Source organism: Streptomyces sp. UNOC14_S4 (assembly GCF_020740835.1).
Lineage (GTDB): Bacteria > Actinomycetota > Actinomycetes > Streptomycetales > Streptomycetaceae > Streptomyces.
In genome coordinates this window covers 1-1,798 of sequence record NZ_JAINFC010000856.1, presented here as the reverse complement: position 1 = coordinate 1,798, position 1,798 = coordinate 1, and the positions used below count along the sequence as shown (strand labels likewise).

Here is a 1,798-nt window from a genome sequence, read left to right as displayed (position 1 = left end):
CACCCCCATCCGCGCCCGCAGCGCCGGGTCGCGGAGCAGCGTCACGATCCGGTCGGCGGACTGCGCGGGTGAGCCGCCCGCCACGACGAACCCCGTCTCGCCGTCCAGGACCGCGTCCGGCGCCCCGCCCGAGTCACCGGCGACGACCGGCAGGCCCGTCGCGGACGCCTCCAGGTAGACGATGCCGAGGCCCTCGACGTCGAGCCCGCCCCGCCGCGTACGGCACGGCATGGCGAAGACGTCGCCCGCGCCGTAGTGCGCGGGCAGTTCCTCCCACGGGACGGCCCCGGTGAAGCGGACGGAGGCCGCGACGCCGGTCTCGTCGGCGAGCCTGCGCAGGTCCTGCTCGTACGGACCGCCGCCCACGACGAGCAGCACCGCGTCCGGCACGGCGGCCAGGATCCGCGGCATGGCGAGGATCAGCGTGTCCTGCCCCTTGCGCGGTACGAGGCGGGAGACGCAGACGACGACGGGCCGGTCGGCGAGCCCGAGCCGGGCCCTGACCGCCTCGCCGCCCGAGCCGGGGTGGAAGGTCTTCTCGTCGACGCCGGGCGGCAGTTGGACCATGCGCGCCGCCGCCTCGTCGGTGAGCGCGCCCGCGATCCGCGAGCGGGTGTACTCCCCCAGGTACGTCAGGGTGTCCGTGCCCTCGCCGATGCGCCGCAGCAGCTGCCGGGAGGCGGGCAGTTGGGCCCAGCCCGCCTCGTGGCCGTGCGTGGTGCCGACCAGCCGCCGTGCACCGGCCCGGCGCAGCGCGGGCGCCATCAGTCCGAGCGGCGCGGCGGCGCCGAACCACACGGACGAGCAGCCGTGCTCGCGCAGCAGGCCGACGGCGCGCCGGGTCACCCGGGGCGTCGGCAGCAGCATGGTGGTCCGGTCGCGCACGACCTGGAACGGCTGCTCGGCGTCGAAGCGCGCGGTGGCCTCCGCGCCCTCCTGGCCCCGCTTCCAGGTGGAGGCGTAGACGACGATGTCCGCCGGATCCAGCCGCAGCGCCATGTTGTGCAGGAACGCCTGGATGCCGCCGGGCCGCGGCGGGAAGTCATTGGTGACGATCAGGGTCTTGTGCATCGGGCCCGACAGTACCGGGTGACAGGGGGCGGCGATCGGGCGGCAACGGCGCTCCCGTCCGCCACGTCATCGCGCGCGGGCGGTCCGGAGGGGCATCATGCCTTGCAGTAGCGATTCGATGACCCTGCGTAGGGGTCGCGGCTGGGCGAGGTGGATGATGGCGGGCGCTGGTCTGCGGCTCTCGATCGTGGTGTGGGCCGTGACCCGGGCCGTGCTGCTGCTGTGCGTGTTCCGGGTGTGGGTGATGCCGGGCTCGGACGTCTCCGTCGACATCGAGGTGATCTACCAGGGCTGGTACGGGGTGCTGCGCACGGGCGTCTTCCCGTACGAGGACGTCACCTGGCAGTACCCGCCCGCCGCCGCGCTGGCCGTACTCGCCCCGGGGCTGGTGCCGTTCCTGGACTACGCGCCGGCGTTCTTCCTGGTGTGCTTCCTCGCGGACGTGGCGGTCCTCGGGCTGCTGCTCTACGCGGTGCGGAACGGCAGGCGCAGCACGAAGGGGGTGTGGGTGTGGGTCGTGGGGGTGCCGCTGCTGGGGCCGATCGTCTACGCCCGCTATGACGTGATGGTGACCGCCGTCGCGGTCGCGGCACTGCTGGCGGCGGGCCGCCGCACCCGGCTGGCGGGGGTGCTGATGGGTTTCGGCGCGCTGCTGAAGGTGTGGCCGGTGCTGCTGCTCGTCGGTACGCCCCGGGGGCGCCGCACGCGGGTGGTCTGGGGGGCCGCG

General features: G+C 74.6%; 2 protein-coding genes. One reads left to right on the top strand and one right to left on the bottom strand.

What is annotated here, in order from left to right; genetic code table 11:
• The coding region (locus tag K6I34_RS36490) for a glycosyltransferase family 4 protein (protein WP_229332318.1) at nucleotides 1-1,071 on the bottom strand (1,071 nt) is incomplete at its 3' end.
• A 154-nt stretch (nucleotides 1,072-1,225) separates the two neighbouring features.
• Between K6I34_RS36490 and K6I34_RS36485 the strand changes: the two genes are divergently transcribed.
• The coding region (locus K6I34_RS36485) for a glycosyltransferase 87 family protein (RefSeq protein WP_374231118.1) at nucleotides 1,226-1,798 on the top strand (573 nt) is incomplete at its 3' end.